Origin of the sequence: Calidithermus roseus (assembly GCF_003574095.1) — a bacterium.
GTDB classification, from domain to species: domain Bacteria; phylum Deinococcota; class Deinococci; order Deinococcales; family Thermaceae; genus Calidithermus; species Calidithermus roseus.
The window spans coordinates 1-18,001 of sequence record NZ_QWLA01000074.1 but is presented as its reverse complement, the minus strand read 5'-3'; the positions used below and the strand labels follow the sequence as shown (position 1 = coordinate 18,001).

15 protein-coding genes are annotated in these 18,001 nt (G+C 68.3%); 12 read left to right on the top strand and 3 right to left on the bottom strand.

Going from position 1 to position 18,001, the window contains the following annotated elements; genetic code table 11:
* Window positions 1-252: 252 nt before the first annotated feature.
* Window positions 253-945 carry a single-stranded DNA-binding protein gene (locus Mrose_RS15085; protein WP_119279646.1) on the bottom strand — a complete coding sequence of 231 codons (693 nt, stop codon included), beginning with the start codon at window positions 943-945 and terminating at the stop codon, window positions 253-255.
* Window positions 946-993: 48 nt separating this feature from the next.
* On the opposite strand from Mrose_RS15085, the gene Mrose_RS18960 reads away from it, so the two are divergent.
* Window positions 994-1,314, top strand: a complete 321-nt coding sequence (locus Mrose_RS18960; RefSeq protein ID WP_182482855.1) for a hypothetical protein — start codon at window positions 994-996, stop codon at window positions 1,312-1,314.
* Here Mrose_RS18960 and Mrose_RS18955 read toward each other — a convergent pair.
* Window positions 1,311-1,826 carry a hypothetical protein gene (locus tag Mrose_RS18955; protein WP_182482854.1) on the bottom strand — a complete coding sequence of 172 codons (516 nt, stop codon included), beginning with the start codon at window positions 1,824-1,826 and terminating at the stop codon, window positions 1,311-1,313. The genes Mrose_RS18960 and Mrose_RS18955 overlap by 4 nt on opposite strands.
* A 133-nt stretch (window positions 1,827-1,959) precedes the next feature.
* On the opposite strand from Mrose_RS18955, the gene Mrose_RS15070 reads away from it, so the two are divergent.
* The 10 genes from Mrose_RS15070 (at window position 1,960) to Mrose_RS15030 (ending at window position 17,327) form a co-directional block, all read left to right on the top strand.
* On the top strand, window positions 1,960-3,225 hold the full coding sequence (locus tag Mrose_RS15070) for a hypothetical protein (RefSeq protein ID WP_119279644.1): 1,266 nt from the start codon (window positions 1,960-1,962) through the stop codon (window positions 3,223-3,225).
* A gap of 9 nt (window positions 3,226-3,234) precedes the next feature.
* Window positions 3,235-3,402, top strand: coding sequence for a hypothetical protein (locus Mrose_RS18950; RefSeq protein WP_182482853.1), 168 nt, complete (start codon window positions 3,235-3,237; stop codon window positions 3,400-3,402).
* A gap of 98 nt (window positions 3,403-3,500) precedes the next feature.
* Window positions 3,501-4,586, top strand: coding sequence for a DNA polymerase III subunit beta (locus Mrose_RS15065; protein ID WP_119279643.1), 1,086 nt, complete (start codon window positions 3,501-3,503; stop codon window positions 4,584-4,586).
* Between the two features lie 1,355 nt (window positions 4,587-5,941).
* On the top strand, window positions 5,942-7,690 hold the full coding sequence (locus Mrose_RS15060; protein ID WP_119279641.1) for a hypothetical protein: 1,749 nt from the start codon (window positions 5,942-5,944) through the stop codon (window positions 7,688-7,690).
* Window positions 7,690-9,858 carry a DISARM anti-phage system protein DrmE domain-containing protein gene (locus Mrose_RS15055; RefSeq protein ID WP_119279639.1) on the top strand — a complete coding sequence of 723 codons (2,169 nt, stop codon included), beginning with the start codon at window positions 7,690-7,692 and terminating at the stop codon, window positions 9,856-9,858. The genes Mrose_RS15060 and Mrose_RS15055 overlap by 1 nt, the downstream gene beginning before the upstream one ends.
* Window positions 9,855-13,070 (top strand): helicase-related protein, encoded by a 3,216-nt coding sequence (locus Mrose_RS15050; protein ID WP_119279637.1) that lies wholly within the window; start codon window positions 9,855-9,857, stop codon window positions 13,068-13,070. The genes Mrose_RS15055 and Mrose_RS15050 overlap by 4 nt, the downstream gene beginning before the upstream one ends.
* Complete coding sequence (locus tag Mrose_RS15045; RefSeq protein ID WP_119279635.1) at window positions 13,057-14,832, top strand: hypothetical protein; 1,776 nt, start codon at window positions 13,057-13,059, stop codon at window positions 14,830-14,832. The genes Mrose_RS15050 and Mrose_RS15045 overlap by 14 nt, the downstream gene beginning before the upstream one ends.
* On the top strand, window positions 14,829-15,533 hold the full coding sequence (locus Mrose_RS15040) for a phospholipase D-like domain-containing protein (RefSeq protein ID WP_119279633.1): 705 nt from the start codon (window positions 14,829-14,831) through the stop codon (window positions 15,531-15,533). Before Mrose_RS15045 ends, Mrose_RS15040 begins: the two co-directional genes overlap by 4 nt.
* A gap of 438 nt (window positions 15,534-15,971) precedes the next feature.
* On the top strand, window positions 15,972-16,946 hold the full coding sequence (locus Mrose_RS15035) for a hypothetical protein (RefSeq protein WP_119279632.1): 975 nt from the start codon (window positions 15,972-15,974) through the stop codon (window positions 16,944-16,946).
* 171 nt (window positions 16,947-17,117) lie between these two features.
* A complete protein-coding gene (locus tag Mrose_RS15030; RefSeq protein ID WP_119279630.1) occupies window positions 17,118-17,327 on the top strand; it encodes a hypothetical protein in 210 nt (69 codons plus the stop codon).
* 298 nt (window positions 17,328-17,625) lie between these two features.
* Here the strand turns inward: Mrose_RS15030 and Mrose_RS15025 are convergent, their stop codons facing one another.
* Entirely contained in the window at window positions 17,626-17,856 is a 231-nt protein-coding gene (locus tag Mrose_RS15025; protein ID WP_420808360.1) for a tyrosine-type recombinase/integrase, read from the bottom strand.
* On the opposite strand from Mrose_RS15025, the gene Mrose_RS19490 reads away from it, so the two are divergent.
* The coding region (locus tag Mrose_RS19490) for a hypothetical protein (RefSeq protein ID WP_245969972.1) at window positions 17,798-18,001 on the top strand (204 nt) is incomplete at its 3' end. The two genes, Mrose_RS15025 and Mrose_RS19490, sit on opposite strands and share 59 nt — an antisense overlap.

The window sequence follows — 18,001 nt, the reverse complement described above, 5'->3', positions numbered from 1 at the left end:
GCAGCAGGGGCTGGGCCCAGTGCAGCCGCACCCCCTGCAGGTAGGCCAGGTCGGCGGCGTAGATCTGGTCGCTGGCCCCGCGCCCGGGGCCTCCGCCGGGCGCGGGGCCGACTGAGCAAAGGAGCGCCGCCCCCAGCCGGGGGCGGCCTCCTGACACGGATCATCGGGCGAACCCGCATGAACCAGCCCCAATATAGCACAAGAACTCCCCCCGGCAAGAGCCGGGGGGTTCTTCCGTCTGGTCCTGCGGGGCTAAGCGGCCGGGCCGCCTGCGGGGCGCAGCAGCGGGATCACCCGGGCCACCTCCACGCGCGTGGCGTAGCGGCGCTGCCCGTCAGGAGCCTCCCAGCTCTCCCCGACCAGGCGGCCCTCCACCAGCAGCGGGCAGCCCTTGCCGCACTCCTTGAGCGTGCCCCCCGCCCCGTTCCAGGCCACCAGGTCGAAGAAGTGGGCCTTCTCGTGGCCCTCCTTCCCCCCGCGGCCGGGCACCCACTCGGTGACGGCGAGGCCCGCCTTCACCGGGCCCCGCTCGCCCTGCTCGGGGTCGCGGGTGAGGTTGCCCACCAGCGTCACCCGGTTCACCGCCCCCTCGCACAGGCGCGGGTTGTCGGCGGAGTCGGCGTCGAGGTGCTCCAGGGGCGGGGTGAAGACCTCCAGCGCGGCGGCCTTGACCTCCACCCGGCTGCGCTTCTCCCCGTCGGGGCCCTCCCAGCTGCGGTACTCCAGCTGGCCCACCGCCACCGCCCCCGCGCCGGGGGCCAGCAGCTCCGCCAGGCGCTCGGCGCGCTTGCCCAGGTAGCTCACCTGGTGGTACCAGGCGAAGCGCTTCTCGCCCACCTCGTCCACCCCGGCCAGGGTGACCTCGAGCAGGGGGGTGAGGTTCTTGCCGATGTTGCGCAGTTCGCTGCGCACCACGGCGCCGATGAGCTTAACTTGGTTTACCATGGATTCCTCCTATCCAAAATTATCATACCATTGATATACTAAAGGACCATGAAGCGACGGCACGGTAGCCTGTACGGTAGCCTGTGGAGCGACCTCGAGCGGACCCTCGGCCCGTGCGTGGGGCTGGGGCCCGAGCGCTGGAGGGCGGTGGCCCACCTACCCCCCGCCGAGCAGCTCGAGCGGCTGGGCCTGGCGGAGGTGGTGGTGGCGGTGCGCCGCCGCGACGGCGCGCTGCTGGGGGTGGGGCCGCTGTGGGCCTGCCTGGCTGTCCTGGGTTGGGCCGAGGCGCACGAGTGCAGCTTCGAACCCTGCGACAACGGGGCGGGGCTCCCACCAGGAGCCCCGCCGGTCGCGCCTGTGCCTGCTTAGGGTGGGGGCAGCCACCCGGCCTCGCGCGCGGCCAGGGTGGCGACCCCCAGCGCGTCCCAATGGTGCTGCGAAAGCTCTTCCGGCAACGCCGCGCCCCAGAGGGCGTACAGGTAGGCCACGGTCTCAGTGGGCGGGCTGTAGCTACGCCCGGTGAGGCGGTGCATCCAGGCCCCCTCGCCCCGGCGGGGGTCGGGGCGCCGCGTAGGCCAGCGGCCGGGGTAGGTCCACACCTTGGTCACGTCCCTCAGCCGCCGCTCGAGCTCCTGCCCCATGCGTCGGGTAGCCTCTAGCCGCGGTCGGTCCTTGCCCGGCTCGCCCAGAATGGGGCCAATCAGCTCCAAGCCCACCACCGCCCCCTGCGCCAGCCGCTCCAGCGCCTCCAGCGAGAACTCCCCCGGCTGCCGCGGCTCGCGCACAAAGTGCGCCGGCTGCACCCGGCCGCCGGCGATAAGCACCCCGAAGGCTCCGCGGGGGTGGGGGTCGAGCCCGATCACGGTCATGTCCATCTGCATATAACCTCCCATCGAAAAATATAATATCTTAATATATTCAACTGAGACGAGTCTTGCCCAGACTTCCTACTTAGTTAATACATAGCAATATCTAGCATCGGCGGGCTAAGATGCGGGGGATAGGAGGTATGGGATGTTGCGATTCGACCCGCTCAACGACGAACTCTGGCTGCACGGGAAGAGGGTGTGGGGCCCGGGCGAGGAGCGGCCCGACGAGGCCTTGCTGGAGTGGCTGGACCGGCACCCCGTGCCTGCCGAGCTGCCCGCGCAGCTGCGCGCCCGCCTGCGCTGGTGGCGGCAGAGCGAGCGGCCCTACCAGCCCTTCCCCTCGCTGCCGTGCGAGGTCAGCCCCGAGCACGAGGGCTGGGAGTGGGACCTGCTCCAGCGCCGCTGGCTCTGGGCCCGCTGGCCGCACGCCGTGCTGCCCGCCGGCATGCCGCTGCGGCAGGTCTACACCTGGGGCGAGTGGGGCCTGCTGGAGGGTGCTTCGATCCTGCTGTACCACCGTGGGGAGCTGCTCCACAGCTTCCCCTCCCACCACGCCCTCCTGCCGGCCGACTGCCCGCCGCAACTGGCCGAGCCCCTGCGGCAGGAGCCCTTCACGCCCTGGGCCGCCGAAGCGCAGGGCGCCCCGGCCCGGAGCAACGCCGTGCGCGAGCTCGTCAAGCGCCTGGCGGTCTGGTCGCTCGACCCGCTCTTCCGCTGCGAGGTGCAGGACGAGGTGGAGGAGGTCCCCGGCGCCCTAGTCCTCCGGCGCGGACGGCTGCGCTGGCTGCTGCTGAAGGGGCGCACGCTGGAGGTGGGGGGTGCGCCGCTCGAGGAGCTGCGCCCCTACCTGGGCCCGGTCGGGCCCCTCAGCGATCTGTGGGCCAAGGAGCGGCTGGGGGTCTGCCCCCCGGTGCAGCGTGTGCTCGCGCTGTCCGAGCGCTACAAGGTGGTGGTGGGCCCGCGCAGCGGGCAGTGGCTGGAGGAGGGGACGATCCCCTATCGGGAGGGCCTGCGGCCCTGCACCGGGGGGCGCTGGCGGCGGCTGTGGTCGGCCAGCGACCTCGAGGTGCAGGCGGTGGCAGCCTTCCTGAGGGCGCACCCCCGCGACGTGGCCGCGCTGGCGCTGCTGGCGCAGTGGGTCCCCGCCACCGCCAGGGACGACCTCACGAAGCTGCTGGCGCGGGCGGTGGGCTGCGCGGGCCGGGCGCCCACGATGCAGCAGCCCGTGGCCTGGGTAGGGGAGAGCCTGGTCTACCTGGCCTACGGCGAGGGGCTGGTGGCCCTCACCCCGCAGGGGGCGCTGGGCCTGGGCCCCCTGGGCGAGGAGGAGACCCCCCTCAAGGCCCTGCAGCGCCGGGGCTACCCCAGCCTGGAGGCCGCGGTGGCCGCGGCCCGGCTGGTGGCGCTGTGAGGTGGGGCAGTGGGGCAGAGCGCTTACGTCTTCCCCCTCGAGCGCCCCGCGAACGCGCGCATCCGCGTCACGCTGCGCACGCATGAGTACCGGCATCGCCGGGCCGCGGGTGCGGCTTCACTGGCCGGGCGGGTGCAGGAGTGGGCCGCCCACCTGGCCTGCGGCCTGCCCGCGTAAGCCCGGAGGCTCAATTCCGAGCGGGCGGCGTGGTCCACGCCGCCCTTCACGTCCCGCGCTCGGATATTTTGGTACAATTTTTATTGATAGGAGGCAGCATGCAAGCAACTGTGGAAACCAAGGCTTTCAAGGAAGCGGTGGGGCTCATCGAGCGGGTGGTGCCCCGGGCGCCCCAGTCGCCCCTCCGCGCGCTGGTGATGGTGCAGGCGGGCGAGGAGGGCCTGCGGCTGCTGGGCAGCGACGGCGCCCACGACCTCGAGCTGCGCCTGGCGGCGCGGGTCGAGGGCCGGGGGAGGACGCTGGTGCCCGCGGGGGTGCTGGCCCGGCTGGCCCACTCGGCCCCGGGCGAGGAGGTGGCGCTGCGGCTGGAGGAGGGGCAGGGCCTCGAGCTGCGCTCGGGCCCCTTCGAGGGCCGCCTGAGCGTGAGCGACCCCACGGGCTACCCCGACGCCGCCTTCGGCCCGACCTCGGGCAGGCTGAGCGCCCCGGCGCTGCTGGGCGCGCTGGGCCGGGTGCGCTACGCCACCGCGTCCTCCGGCGGGGGCTACGCCTTCCGCTGCGTGCTGCTGGAGCTGGCGGCGGGCGGGGCCGCGCTGCGCGCGGTGGCCTCGGACGGCTACCGCCTGGCCCTGCAGGGCCCGCCCCTCACCCCAGGGCCGCGCCTGCTGCTGCCGCGCGAGGCGGTGGACGACGCGCTGCGGGTGTTCAAGGACGAGGAGGCCGAGCTGGCCTGGGGCGTGACCGACGGCACGCTCACCCTCGAGGGCGCCCGCGCCCGCATGGCGCTGCGGCTGGGGAATGGCGACTTCCCCGACTACGAGCGGGTGATCCCCCGCGAGTGGGAGGCGGCGGCGGAGCTCGAGGCCGAGGCGTTGCGCCACAGCCTGCAGCGGCTGCGGCCGGTGCTGGGGAAGGAGGCGCACCGCGTGGACCTGACCTTCCTCGCGCAGGGCCTGCACCTGGCGGCCACGGGCGAGTGGGGCCGCTCGGAGGAGGAGCTCCCCGCGAAGGTCGCGGGGCGTACCCCCTTCAGCGTCAGCTACAACGCGCGGTACCTGCTCGAGGCGCTGGCCCCCCTGGAGGGCCGGGTGCGGCTGGAGCCGGCGGGCGCCGCCCGCCCGACCCGCGTGGAGGCCGCCGAGCCCGACGGCTACCAGGCGGTGGTGATGCCGCTGAAGGTCTGACCTGGTGCGCGGCAAGCCCCGCCGTTCAGGGCGGGGAAGGATAGCGCGGACGACGCAGCCGTCCTATAATACCTCCACCAGCAATAACCACGCTGGTCTACGGCAGGGCATGCCGGAAGTAACGCCTGTGGAGAAACGAGCAGCGGCAAGCGCACTCGGCCCAGGAACCCGCCGAAGCGACTCAGGAGCGGCTCATGCCACGCCCGAGCGCCGTAGGAATCTCCGGCCTTCAGGCCGGGGAGGATGTCAAAGGCACAGGGATCTCGAGCGCAGGGGGCCCGGCCGGGCCCCCTGCGGGTCTCTCGAAGGGCGGGGCTCCACCGAGTTTCGCGCAGGCCGCGGCCTGGGCGGCCGTAGTTGCGGCCCTGGGCGGGCTGCAACGTGGCCTTGGCGCAGCACGCGCCATGGTGCGGCGGGAGCTGCGTCGCAATGGGCGTTGGCTCCGCACGGCGCTGGCGAGCCCGCTGGTACTGCTCGGTGGGCTGAGGGTAGGCCTGGCTTTGGGGGGCGTGGCCCTCACACTCAGCACCCCGGCGGGCGCCTCCGCTGGGCCTCTGAGCTGGCCCGGGCGGGACTGGTAGGCGGGGGTATGCCCGCTGCTGGGATGCTCTGCTTAGGGGCGTTTGGCGGCTGTCAGGGGGGGTGCGGCGCCCTAGCACGGCCCTACGCCTTGCCGGGGCAGTCATAGGCCTGCTGGGGGTGTGGCTGGTGGTCGCGGCGGTGGCCCCACTGCTGGGCCGAGCGTAGGCACTACGGCTGGTGCAGCCGCACGGCGGATGAATTCGGCGGTGGCAGTGCTCCCTAAGGTGCTGCGTGGGCCCAGAGCCCTGTGGACAGAGGGTTTGGCCTGGGCAAAGCGGTCCGCGCCGCGCAGGGAGTCTACCCGACGCACGAAGGCCACAAGCACTAAAGCCGTCATCCCCTACAGCGGATAACGCCAGTTCCGATAACGCGGGTCGCTCATCAAGGCTAAGGCTCCTGGCAAGCCTATGCCTCCATCAACCCTCGACCGCTAAATGGCGACCGGATCTGCCCACGGTGGCAAAAAACCCATACCAAGTAGGAATCGTGATAAAGTTTCCATAATCATGCCGCTATTTCTGGCATCTCGTTTCCTGGAAATGGCAGTTGTGAGGCTACGGAGCCCTATCCTCCGGTCGAAGGCGGCGCAACTGCGTGGAGCCGACGAAGGCGGAATTCGGTCTTGCCCGCTCATCCACACGCACTTCAAAATCCGTATCTGCACCTTGGCAAAGGGTATAAACGGGGCAGCAGGTAGACAAGCGGCGGGGGGTGGTAGCCCGTTCCGGACTTACGTACCACCCGCTGCTTTCCCAATTTGCTGAGGTGGCCGGGTGGCAAGCATCATCACCGCAATTGATTGGCCAGCGCTCAGCGCCTGGGTGGAGCAGGAGACTCGCCGAAGGGAGCACCACAACCCGGCCATCTCGGTGTTTCGGTGGTGGGCCCGGCGCCCCCATAGCCTGATCCGGGCTTTGCTCGAGGCTGCTCGATCTCAAGGGGTCCGCTACGTAGCGGACCCCTTCAGCGGCGGCGGAACGGTGGCCCTCGAGGCTGCAGCTTCAGGCCTGTCCGCGTATGCGCAGGACCTGTACCCATGGCCGGTGTTCGGCCTGCAGACGGCCCTGAGCCAAGCCGATCCTGAGCGGCTGCGCGTAGAGGGGGAGCGCCTGCTGCGTCACCTCGACCCACTCCGCCGGTATTACCAGCGGGGGGATGGCCGGGAGTTGGCGGGCATCCTGCGGGTGAGGGTCGTGCGCTGCCTGGGATGCGAGGCCACCTTTCCGCTCTATCCGGAAGGGGTGCTGAGCAAGGTGCGGCGCAACGGGAACGAGGCGTATCACGGCTGTCGCCGATGCGGTAATGTCTCCCTCGAGGCCCACTGCGCTTGTGGCTATGAGCCCCCTGTCACCCCGGCGGGCAAGGAGGCTTGCCCCCACTGCGGTGCGGTCAGCGCCGTCTCAACGGCTGGCTGGACAGCACCGCTCGTACTGGAGGAGGAAAACGGCCGGGTACTGGTGCGCCCGGCCGTGGAGGGCGACCCGGTAGCCTTTATTCCAGCCAGCAGCAGCTTTCCCCAGCTGAGACATTCCATCAAGGCCGGGCTGGAGACCCGGCGGCTGCACAGAAGCGGGTTACAGTACTGGGGGGACGTGTACAGCGAGGCTCAAGCGGCGGTGATCCTGGAGGGGCTTGACTACCTGAGGGAGCGCCGGATGCCTGCCGGGGTGCGCAACCGCCTGGCCCTGGCGGTGCTGGGACTTGGGGAAATGGGCGCCCTGCTGGCCCGCTGGGACCGGCTCTACTGCAAGGGCATCGAGGGTGTGGCCAATCACCGCTACGCCATCCCGCCCGTTGCCTTCGAGGCCAACCCGCTGGCGAGCGTCGGCCGAGGTGTGCTCAGACGACGCCTCGAGGCTGCTTACCGAGCCGCCGACTGGTACCAGGGGCTGGAGAACAAGGGGCGTGTCCGGCTGGTCGCGGGTAGCAGCGAACGACAGGCCCTAAAGCGAAGGGTCGTGGACTTGGTACTCACGGATCCTCCCTACTTTGACGACGTGCAGTACGGGGAAATGGCCCGGCTGTTTCACTTCTGGCTGGGTCAATACCAGCCGATGTCCGTCGACGAGGAGCGAGAGGCGGTGCCGAATCCAGTGCGCGGCATCAGCGCCGCAGGCTACGCTGAGCGACTCGAGGCGATCTTCAAGGAGTCACTACGCAGCCTGCGCAGGGGAGGCCGGATCATTTTGAGCTACCACAACCGTGAACTCAGGGCCTGGGAAGCCCTGGCCAGTGCCCTGCGCGCAAACGGGCTGCGTTTGCGCGCTGCCGCGGTGGTGCTCGCGGAAAGCGCCAATGACCACTCCAAGCGCGGTACGCAGGCCCAGCTCTACGACGCGATCCTGGAGCTCGAACCGGGATACGGAGGAGGGGCGGAAGCGGTCTGGTGTCAGGAAGATCCCGTTGCCAAAAACCTGTTCGCGGTAGCTTTGGCGCTGGGTGAGACCCTAAAGGGACAACCCTTGGCTGAAAGCTATGTTGCCCAGTGCGCGGCCCTTGGAGTAGAGCCTTCGATTTGCTGATGTGGGGGATTGCCCGGGACAATCTGATTGACGATGCCCTCCTGCGCCGTATCTACCCGCGGGGCTTCGACATCTATGCCCGGTTATCCAGCGTGCTGGGGCGGCGCGCCTGGGAGCGGAGCCGGCGCCTGATCCTGATGGACTCCGCCCGCCCGAGCCCCCTACCCCAAGCCCTGGCGGTAGGCCTGTTGGTCGCCGATTTTTTCCACCGGGAGAAGTACTACTCCCCATACTTGAAAGGCAACCTGCTTATCGTCACCCGCCAGGTAGGCCAGTTGCGAGAAAGCTTGCGCGAGTTCCGCCTGGGAGAGGCGGGGGACAGTCTGGAGCGCTTCTGGGAGATCCGCACCCTCTCCCGCTACCATCCGCCGGGCAGCCGGCCGGCGATCTACCTCGCCAACCCCGGCTGGCCGCTCGAGCACCCCTTCGCCGCCGTAGTCGTCGATGCCACCGATCCCCGGGCCTTGGCTTGCCTGGAGGACCTTCCCTTCAGCCACTACCTAGCCGTTACCCCGCCACTCGATGAGGCCAGGCTGACTCGACTGGGCGCGTCGGCTGTGCTATGGGACGAGACGGCCAAAGCATGGGTGGCCCGGGAGTTCGATGGGCGCGAACGCCCCGAGCCCCTAACCCCATCGCTGCCCCACCGCTGGGTAGAGGTGATTGAAGACGCCGAGCTAGACGAGGTTCTTTGGGCGGCTTACCAGCAGCTGGCCGAGGCCCAGGCGACCTTCGAAGGGTTTTTCCCCCTCCGGCAGGCCTGGGGCTTGTTCCACCAGCTGCGCACGCTCAGCGTGCCGCTGTACCGACTTGAGAGCCTGCGCAAGGACGGGGGACGACCCACCCTGCGCGACCGCCTGGCCTCCCTCGAGCCGGAAGCCCCCTCCCATCCAGTGCAGCGCCTGCTGTGGCGACGGGTGCTCGATCGACTGAGCGAAGCCTACGAAGCCCTGCACCAGCGCGATCTGCCACCTAAGTTTTTCGCTCTCGTGGAGTGGCTGGAGCAGCGCAACGCGGAGCGGCGATCCTGTTGGGTGGTAGCCACCACCCGGGCTGAGGCAACCCTACTGCAGAGCCTATGCATGGCCGTCAGTCCTCGGCAGCTGTTCATAGGCTTCGGAGGCTCTGCCGAGGTGCTGTGGTCCAACGAGGAGGAACGCCGGGCAGCACAGGGGTTGGGACCGGAGGAACGGTTGCTGCTTGGCTACCGCAGCGCCAGCCAGCGCTACTTGGACCTGGGATCGGCCAAGATAGCGGTCCTAGCCTACCCTTTCGAGGCACGCATCGAGAGCTATCTCTACGAACAGCGTCAGCGTTGGCTGGAACGTCTGGTAACGGCGCGCGGCCAGGTCCTGCATTCCCTGGGCCTGAAGCCCCCTTCTCCGCCAGACTTCCCCGCCGCCAGGTTGGATTTTTCCCTACGGACAGCGCTGGTCCAGCCCCTAAATGTCCTGACGGAGGAGGTACCGCAGCTTGATCTGCACGCCTTGGCAGAGTATCAGGCAAACCCGCGGGCCGGCGGGAACCGCGGCCCGACAGCCGAGGAGATGGAGGTGGAACTGGAGGGCGGGCTGATCCTCTACCTGCCCAGGACCCGGTTGGTCCCTCTGTTCGTGCCCGGGCAAGGCCACGCGGAAAAGCCCGCGCAACAGCTACAACCCGGCGACCGGATGATCATCTTCGTCGACGGCGTATACGATGACCTTTTCGAGCGCATCAGCGAAGCCTTGCAGCCGCTGGTACGGGTGGAGGAACGGCTGTACTTGGAATTGTGGGAAGCGGCCAAGCGAGCCCTGCAAGCGCAGTATCCCAACCTGGCGGAGTTGCACCGCGAGCTGGCACGTCGCGGCCTGGAACGTGACCCCACAACGGTACGAAGCTGGTTTACCCAGGGGCAGACCCTTGCCCCCCAGCAGTACGATGACTTCCTGCTTCTGACCGGTATCATGGGGCTCCCCGAGACCCTAAAGCGCCCCCAGCTGTGGCAGGCCATCGAGAATCACCGCACGAGGCATCGCCAATTGGGCCGGCTGCTGCACCGAGTGCTGGAGAGCATCGTCAGCGGCAGCGGGTACGAGGGGTCGTTGCGGGAAGCGAGGCAGCAGGGGATATCCCTGGAAGAGTTGCTCAGCGCGGTGGATGTGAGGAGGGTAGTTCGACGCTCATGAGCCAGATCAGCTACAACGACGAGATCAAGCTGGTGGATCACCTGACGCGGGTGCTGGAGCACCGCCTGGCGGGACGTGACCCGAGACGTCATGTGGCACGGCAGCCGGTGGACGTATGCCAGCTGGGCGTGCTGGCCCCTTATGACCCAAACGCTGATACCTATAAGCAGCCCAGCAGCCTGGGGCTGGAGTTCATGGTGCGCGACGGAGAGCCGGGAAGCATCGAGGTCGAGGGTCAGCTTGCCTTCTACGTTCGGCGGCTGCCCACGCTGGCCGAGCAGCAGTCCGTCGCTGGCGAAGCGAGCGGAGGCGGAGAGGGTACCCTGGTCGAGGTCATTGAGCGCTGCGACCTATCCTTTGGCCCACTGGAGCTCCCGCTCGCGGACGGGGATGACCGCGGGCACATACAGCAGTTGCTGGACAAAGCAACCCAGTCTCTGGCAGCGCGAGCCGATGCGTGGCGCGTGATCGACCGCAGGCCCTCGGTACCCGCGAGCGCCACAACCTCAGCAGAGGCTTTCACCAAGTGGTTGCAAGGAGCCTTGGAAAACAGGCCGCTCGACATCCCCCCCCTTAAGGTGCGCCTGCAAGTGGTGGCCCGGCACTATGGGGACCGCAAGCGCGTCACGGTATACCTGCGCAACGAGACCCCCCAGGGCGACAACCCCACCGAGAACAACTACCGGATCATCGCGGACGTGCGGTTGCGGGTGCGCGTGCAGGGCACGCTGGTCCCGGTGGAGATCCTCCCTGTGGCCGAGGATTACCAGTTTGACCGCGACGTGTGGGTAGTCGGAAGGAACTGCGGAGCGCTGCGGGAGGGCAACTGCTTGACCACCCGCTGCCTGGCTATATCCCGCCAGAAACGCATGACCACGCGCTCTGAGCCCCCGGCCCCCTTTCAGGATCTGGCCCAACGCCCTCTCGAGGTGCTCCAGGGCATCCACGAAGCCATGCGGGCTTACGCCCAATCCTGGGAGCGGGAACTGGACCGCAGAGGGTATACCGGCGAGTTCGCCGAGGCGGCTCGGGCGGACCTGCGGCAGTTCCGCGAGGAGATCCACCGCTTCGCCGCCGGATTGGCCGCCCTCCGGGCCGACGCCCGACTCGAGCAGGCCTTCACCGCCATGAACCGGGTCTTCGCCTGCATCTCCCCTTACCCCAGTTGGCGGCTGTTTCAGATCGTCTTCATCGTCAGCCAGCTGCCCGCCCTCGCGCTGCGCGAGGGGAAGACGGCAGGCGAGTGGGCTGGGGAGCGCTACGAGTGGGCCGACGACCTGGACCGGGCGGTGGTGCTGTGGTTCCCCACCGGCGGCGGCAAGACCGAGGCGTACCTGGGTTTAGTGTGCACGGCCATGCTCTACGACCGCCTGCGGGGCAAGAGGCTGGGGGTCACCGCCTGGCTGCGCTTCCCCCTGCGGATGCTCTCGATGCAGCAGTTGCAGCGAGCCATGCGCGTGCTTCACGGGGCGGAGCAGGAGCGGTTGGCGCTGGGCCTCGAGGGGGACCCATTCCGGCTGGGCTACCTCGCGGGCAGGGGAAACTCGCCCAACCAGCTCGACGACGCCGAGTTGCAGCGCTGGAGCCAGCCGGGCGAGCGGGAGAAACTGCGCCTGGTGCCCAACTGTCCAGCCTGCGGGGGGCTTGACACGGTGGAAGTGCATCCCCAGGCTGCCCGGTTGTGCTTCGAGCACCGCTGCCGGCAGTGCGGATACCAGCTTCCACTGGACGTGAGCGACGCCGAGGTGCTGCGGCACCAGAGTACGGTGGTGGTGGGCACGGTGGACAAAATGGCGGCGCTGGCCTATCAGCCCGCGCTGAGCATGCTCTGGCAGGTGCGCAGGCGCTGCCCGCAGCATGGGTACTTCCTGGACAAGTGCCTGGTGAAGAACTGCTCCGTAAACAGCCGGCAACTGCAGACCGTAAACACCTACGACCCTGGGCCAAGCCTGCACATCCAGGACGAGCTCCACCTGTTACAAGAGGAGCTGGGGGCCTTCGCCGGGCACTACGAGACGACGATCCGCTCCCTCGAGCCCAAGCCCGCCAAAGTGCTGGCCGCCACGGCGACCATCGCCGGCTACGAGCACCAGCTCAGGCACCTCTACGGGGTCCGGCACGCGGTGCGCTTCCCCGGTCGCGGGATGGACCGCTACCGCACGTTCTACAGCGAGGTGGCGCGGGATGAGGGGCAAGAAAAGATCGCGCGGGTCTTCCTCGCGTTCTGGAGCCGCCCCCACCCCGCCGAGAGCTCGGCCTTGGTGCACCGCATCCTTCTGGACGAGATCAAGCGTCTCGCCAGCAACCCTTACGAGCTGAGCGCCGTGGTAGGCCGTACCTTGAGCCCGGATGAGGCCAGCGCTTTGATCCAGCTCTACTCCACCTCGCTGGCCTACGTGGGCAGCCGGGCCAACGGCAGCCGGATCAAGGACACCTTGGAATCGGGGCAGCTCTTCCGTGTGGAATACACCCACAACAAGTCCACCCCAGCCCATATCGCCCAGGTGGTGAGCCTGATCGAGAACCCGCCTCCGTTTGGGTCGGAAAGCTTCCTCGATGCGCTAGTGGCCACCAACATGATCAGCCACGGGGTGGACCTCGAGCGCATCAACCTCATGACCCTGGACCGCCTGCCGGGCACCGTTGAGGAGTACATCCAGGCCTCAAGCCGGGCCGGGCGGCAACACGTGGGCCTGGTGGTGGTCATCCTGGCCAGTTATAATCTGCGCGCTTCCAGCGTGTATAGCCGCTTCGTGGAGTACCACGACAACCTCGAGCGCATGGTGCACCCAGTGGCCATCAACCGCTTCGCCCGATTCGCCCTGCACCGCACCCTACCCGGGGTGCTGGCTTCGGTGCTCCTCGGGCGGAGTCGCTCCGGTGTGAACAGGCTGTGGGAGCGGGAGGGTGCCCGCCAATACCTGTCGCAGCAGCGGCTGCAGGTGCTGAGGGAGCTTAAGGAAGCCTACTGCCTGGGGGCAGGGGTCTATCCGCTCGACCTCGAGCAAGCCATGGCGGTCGTGTTGGAGGAGGAGCTAGACCGATTGCAGGTCACGCTTTCGAGCAGCCAGGAACGGTACCTGACGAAGGCCATCCACCCGATGACCAGCCTCCGCGACGTTGAGGAAGGGGTTCTGGTCAACCTGGCAGCAAGCTACTCGGTCGAGGATGCAAAGTGGTTCACGCGGGGGGGGGCTGATGGAACGGGGTAGGACACAAATCCTGTACAACTTTTTGCCCGGGGCGCTGGCCGAACATGAGGACTTCGGCATGAGCCGGGTAATAAGCGTGGAGCTGGATCCCCAGGTAGACGTCAACCAGCGGGCGCTGTTGAATCTTGTTGACGACTACGTGAGGCGCTGGGAGTTCGACGGTAGGGCCTTCCATCAGGGTTATCCCACCAACCGGCTGAATCCTGCTGCTTTTGCGATAGGGCGGCCAAGCCGCGTGCTGATGGAGCCCTTCCCCAGCAGCTTCAGTTGCGCGCGCTGCGGCTATACCGCGAAGCTGATCAGCCTCAAGCGGAGGAGGGCTCGCCCCGGAGTGTGTCCGCGCTGCCAAGGTCCGCTGGGGCGGATGACGGTAGTCCAGGTCCACAACTGCGGCGCGCTGCAAGAGCTTTCTTTCCCCGATGAGTATGACTCGAGGTACCGCGGCCACGATCTCCGGTTATTCAACCCAGGACGTACCCGCGATGCCCGTTGGTACTCCCTGACTTCGAGTAAAGAGCTTGGCGGGTTGCGGATGTGGCCCTGCGATTGCGGGTACAGCAAAGCAAAGCCCGATGAAAAGTTCCAGCGTCAGGTGGAGGCCAAGGAACCAACCAACCACCTCGCACACGTGCTGCCGTTCCTCAATTTCGACAAGGAGCAGGAGAGCCTGCTCATCAGCCTAGAGAAATCGAGTGAGGGGTTGTTGCTGGCCAAGCTGTGGGGTCTCCTGCCGGGCAAGGTGCGGGAGGTCTTGGCCAAAAAGCAACCCAGCCCCGAAGTCCAGCAACTCCTCGAGGAGCTACGACAGGTGGCGCCAGAGCGGGCACGGGCCATGGAGGCTCTGATGAAGGACGACCCTTCCTCACAGGCGCTTTCCGAGGTGAGTCGCCTCACTGCAGGTGCCATCATCGGGCCGCCGAGCCGTCACCTGGTGGAGCACGCCATTCTAGAAGACACCTCCGAGCTCACCACCCCCACGATGGCAGCGGCCCGATGGAGCACCCTGGGCGGGTTCGATACCGGGTCCTACTTGCAGGAATTTGAGCAGGTGAGGGGGCTGCTGGGGTTCGGCAATGTCCGGCTGATCAGCAACTTCCGTATCGCACTGGCTGCAATAGGATACACGCGGGTTTCCCGCGATCCCCAGCGCAGTATGCTGCGGGCCTTTCCTGCGGTTGACGGAAAGACTCCCATCTACTGCGTGCCCACTGAAACTGAAGCCATCTGGTTCCAGCTAGACCCCACGTCCGTACTGCGTTGGCTGGTGCGCAACGGTTTAGCACCAAAGGAATCCCAGGGCGCTGAAGCTTGGGCTGAGCTCTGGCGCCTTGGCCTGCGGGGCGGGGCTTTCCACGCCTCACAGGATGAGGCGCCCACCCTGGTGTACACACTGCTTCATACCATTTCCCACCTCATGATGCAGCACATCGTCTGGAGTGGCTTCGCCCCGGAGAGTATCGGGGAGTATCTGCTGCCCGAGACGCTGGGCTTGATCCTCTATGCCAACCGCTACGCGGCCAGCAAGATCGGCGGGTTGACCACCCTCTTCGAACAGCAGCTGCCCTACTGGCTGCAGGAGGTCCACCAAGACGGCCGTAACTGCATCTACGACCCGCTGTGCGCCGAGGAAGGGGGTAGTTGTGTAGGCTGCACCCACCTCGAGCACAACTGCATCGACTTCAACCACCGTCTGAGCCGCCTGGTGCTGTACGGAGGGAGCCACCCGGTGTACGGCCAGCTGCGAGGGTTCTGGGAGCCATGACTTGGTCCTCCGAAACCCTACGCCTGTTGGGGGCAGCACTCTGGAGTCGGTTGGGCCAGCCGGTCGCAGCCAACGACCTGCTGTGGGCGGATAGCCTTTTAGGGGAGGGAGGATATCTTTGGCTCTACGATGCCCTGCAGCGTCACGGTGCCTTAGAGGGCGGGCGGTTGCAGGCCCAGGGGCTGGCCGCGTTCCTGGGGGGCTATGCGGATCACAGCGACCTTCTCTGGACACTCCCCAACCGGGAGAGTAGCTACGCAGCAGCCATCCTGGAAGCTATCGCCAGTGCCGAGCAACACCTGTGGCTGGTAAGCCCTTACCTGGAACAGCAGGGCATGGCTCACCTCGGCGACGAGCTTCTGAGGGCACTCTGGCGTGGGACTGCCATCTCAATCATCACCCACGACGCCCTCGAGCCGGGCAGTCCCCAGGCTAGGGCGCTGGCCCGGCTGCAGCAAGAGGCGCTGCGCGTACAGGGAACGCTGGCTATCTACAGTGCTCAGATGGAGAAGGGCTTGTTACACGCCAAGATCGTGGTGGCGGATCGGAGGTGGGGAGTGCTTGGCAGCGCGAACCTAACCGATCCCGGGCTCCGCTGGAACGTGGAGATCGGGTTGCGCTTTGGCGAACAGCATGCGAGAGCTGTGGTTGCCCAACTAGAGGCGCTGTGCCGAGAGACGTGGCTGGTGCGCATCGCGTAGTCTGAACCCCAATACGCCCATACCCCGGGCCCCGAGCTATGTGGCCGCGACCTACGGCTGGGGGTGGCCCCTTCCCGCAAAGGGGCTGTGCGCCCGGAGCCAGAGGGCGCGGATTCGTCCCCTGGCTGCATCGATGGCTTCCGCGGGGGTCGGCGCCCCGAGACTGACCCGGCCCACTGGCGACCAGGAGGCCGGGCGCCAGCGTGAGCCCTGACTGCCCCCGTTAACACCGCCGGCCCCCGCAGGCTCATGGTCGTGCAGCATGAGGTGGAGCCTTTCAAGGCCTCCCTCAGGCGTCAGAACCCCTCCGCGCCCGGTCCCTCTCCCTGCTGGCACCGGGGGTCCAGGGCAGGCGTGCTTCCCGGAACGGCCGCCTGCCCCCGGACCCCGACCGCCGGACCTTGAACCCCACCACCCGGTTCCCGGATAGTGGGGGCCATGGATCAGGACCACGCCCTCGACGCCCTTCGCACCAGCCCGTACATGAGCCGCCTTTCCGGGGAAGCGACCTGCACGCTCACGCTGTGGGTGCTGGCCCTGAAGTCTGCGCCGCAGCCAGCCCCCCGCCTGGCGTACGGCCACGTCGTCCCGGCGCCCCATGCCCTCACTGGCCGGTGGGGAAAGGCGGATGTCGAGGGAGACCCCCGCCTGGTGCGGCTGACCCAGCGCCTCCGGGCTGGCGAGAACCTTCAGGCCGCCTGCGCTGCGGCCGGTCTGCCCACCCCGGACCCCCTGTACGGGGGGCTGGTGCTGGCGGCGACCCCGGAGGGAGCCCGCCGCGCTTACCGCTGGCGCCCAGTAGCCCTGCTGGGCTGCGTGGGCGATGCCAGCCGGGGGGAGGTCCGCTTGAGCTACGTGCCGGAGGCGATCACGGCCACGGGGGCCCTAACCTGCACGGATAAGATGCGGCTGTGCAGGGAGGCCGGCCTAGGTTGGCAAGGTCTGCGGAGGGTCCTGGAGGTGCTGAGCTCCGAGACCGGGCTCGACTTCCGCGACCGCGACGCCGGGCGCCTGGGCGACCTGGAATTCCTCGACGCCACAGGGGTAGACGACCAGGGGAAGCCCATGGTGAAGGCCGAGACGGTGCGGGTGCCGCTCGACCCGGCCAACCTGGAGCCGGCGAGCGAGGCCACCGACCGCACCCTGACCTCGGTACGGCGTGTCACGGTGCGGCTGGAGCCGGAGGCACTCGAGCCCGGCTCCCAGGTGCTGCTGGGCTGCCGGCTGCGCAGCGGCGGTGAGGTGATCCTGGCCGAGGCCGTCGAGGCTACCGTGGGTGAGGGGGGCTCGAGGAGCCCTTCACGGCGCCCGGCGAGGTCGACGGGGTCGATGTCGCGGTCTGGCAGCAGCAGGACGGTCGCTGGCGCCTGTGGTACGAGGCGTCCTGGGGAGTCATCCAGCAGATCAACGTGACGATGGCCGTGCCCGCAGGCCGCGGGGTCATCGAGTCAGGGTGGACCCACGAGTACGGCAAGCCCGGGTCGCGGGCCGCAGCCCCTAGTCAAGAAGGCGCGGCGGACCCTGGGCAGGCCCTGGATCCGGGCCAAGGACCACAGCGCCTTCTCCCGCGCCCGGGGGGTACTCGTGTGGGTTGACCTGCTCCTGACCCGGGTCAGGCTGGCCGGGGTCGGAACACTGCCGCCGGGTTGGGGGCGGCTCGAGGAGGCCCTGCAGCCGCTCCGCGCGGCCTTCTGTACCAAGGCGCTGCACGACCTCGGCGCGCTCGGGGAGGCCTACGCCGCGGCACGGCACCAGCTGCCGGAGTGTCCCGATCCGGATACCCTGGAGGCCTAAGCCCCCGCGGGCCGGCGGGGTTCGGGCCAGATCCGGACATCCCCCGCGGGATCCGCCCGGTTTACCCACCGTCCTGGTCCCGTGGCTACCCAAACCCCGAGATCTACCCGCTGCTGTGGGTAGCGGCGGTGAGCGACCGTGGCCGCTTCGCCTGCCTGGCTGAGGTCTGCTCCGAAGACCCCTGCGACACACCTACAACAGCGGCATGCTCCTGGTGGCCTTCCGTAAGGTGCTGGCGGAGGGGGGGCGACGTCGGGCCGTCAGACCGTGGGGCCACGGGGCCACGGGGGCGCGGGGGCTACGGCAGGCGCGGCAGCTTGCGTGCGGCCTCGGCCAGGCGTCCGGGGGTGGCGTGCAGGTAGATCTGGGTGGTGCTGATGGAGGCGTGGCCCAGCAGGTCCTTGACCGCGTCCAGGGCCACCCCCGCCTCGACGAGTGCGGTGGAGTAGGCGTGGCGCAGCTTGTGGGGCGTGGCACGGGCGCGGTCGACCCGCGCGCGCTCTCGCAGGCGGGCGAAGGCCTTCTCCACCCACGAGGCCGAGGGGACCCGCCCGCTGTGCTTCGTCCACAGCCTCGAGAACGCCGGAAATAGCCCCGACAGCTATACCCTGGCCGCCACCCTGCCCCAGGGCGTGGGGCTGAGCCTGCAAGCCCTCGACGGCACCCCTCTCGCG